The sequence below is a fragment of the Pseudoxanthomonas sp. CCNWLW251 genome (assembly GCF_037402255.1).
In the GTDB taxonomy this organism is placed as follows: Bacteria; Pseudomonadota; Gammaproteobacteria; order Xanthomonadales; family Xanthomonadaceae; genus Pseudoxanthomonas_A.
The window spans coordinates 1-755 of the sequence record NZ_JBBEGA010000006.1 but is presented as its reverse complement, the minus strand read 5'-3'; the positions used below and the strand labels follow the sequence as shown (position 1 = coordinate 755).

The 755-nt window shown below is 67.3% G+C and carries 1 protein-coding gene; it reads left to right on the top strand.

Annotated features, from left to right (window positions below; translation table 11 throughout):
• The coding region (locus WBN46_RS17965; protein ID WP_337732775.1) for an isopeptide-forming domain-containing fimbrial protein at positions 1 to 755 on the top strand (755 nt) is incomplete at both ends.

The following is a 755-nucleotide window of genomic DNA, read 5'->3' as shown; positions in this document are numbered from 1 at the left end:
CGACCAGGGCACCTGCTCGGCCGACTGCGACGTGGAGGTGCCGGTGACGGCGCCTGCGGTGACCTACGCCAAGACGGTTGTCCTGCCTGCAGGGCAAACCGAAGTCTCGGCAGGGGATACCCTGGCGTACACGCTGAGCCTGTCGATCACCAATTCCCGCACGACGGCCATGCTGACGCTGACCGACACCCTGGGTCCTGGTCTGGATCTGGGCACCGTGACGGCGGGCACCTTCACCTGCGGCAATACCAACCCGCTGGTCTGTACCTTGCCTGCGGGCACGCTGCCGGGCACCTACACGGTGACCTACACGGCCACGGTCAACGACCAGGCTTCGGGCACGGTGAACAACGCTGTGGTGGGCACCGGCGACGACGCGCCGACCTGCGCAGGCAGCTGCAGCACCGAAACGCCGGTCACGGAGCCGCTGCCGCCGCTGGTGACGTACGCGAAGGGCGCGGCATTGCCTGCGGACCAGACGGAAGTCAGCGTAGGCGACACGATCACCTATACGCTGACGGCGACGGTGAACAATGCCGCTACCACGGCGGAGCTGGTGCTGACCGACACGCTGGGCACGGGTCTGACGTTCGGGTCGGTGACCAATGCCGGTGCGTACACCTGCAACAGCACCAATCCGCTGGTGTGCACGCTGCCGGCGGGCACGCTGCCGGGCACCTACACGGTGACCTATACCGCCACGGTGAATGCCGCGGCCTCGGGTACGGTGAACAATGCGGTGGTAGGCACCGGTG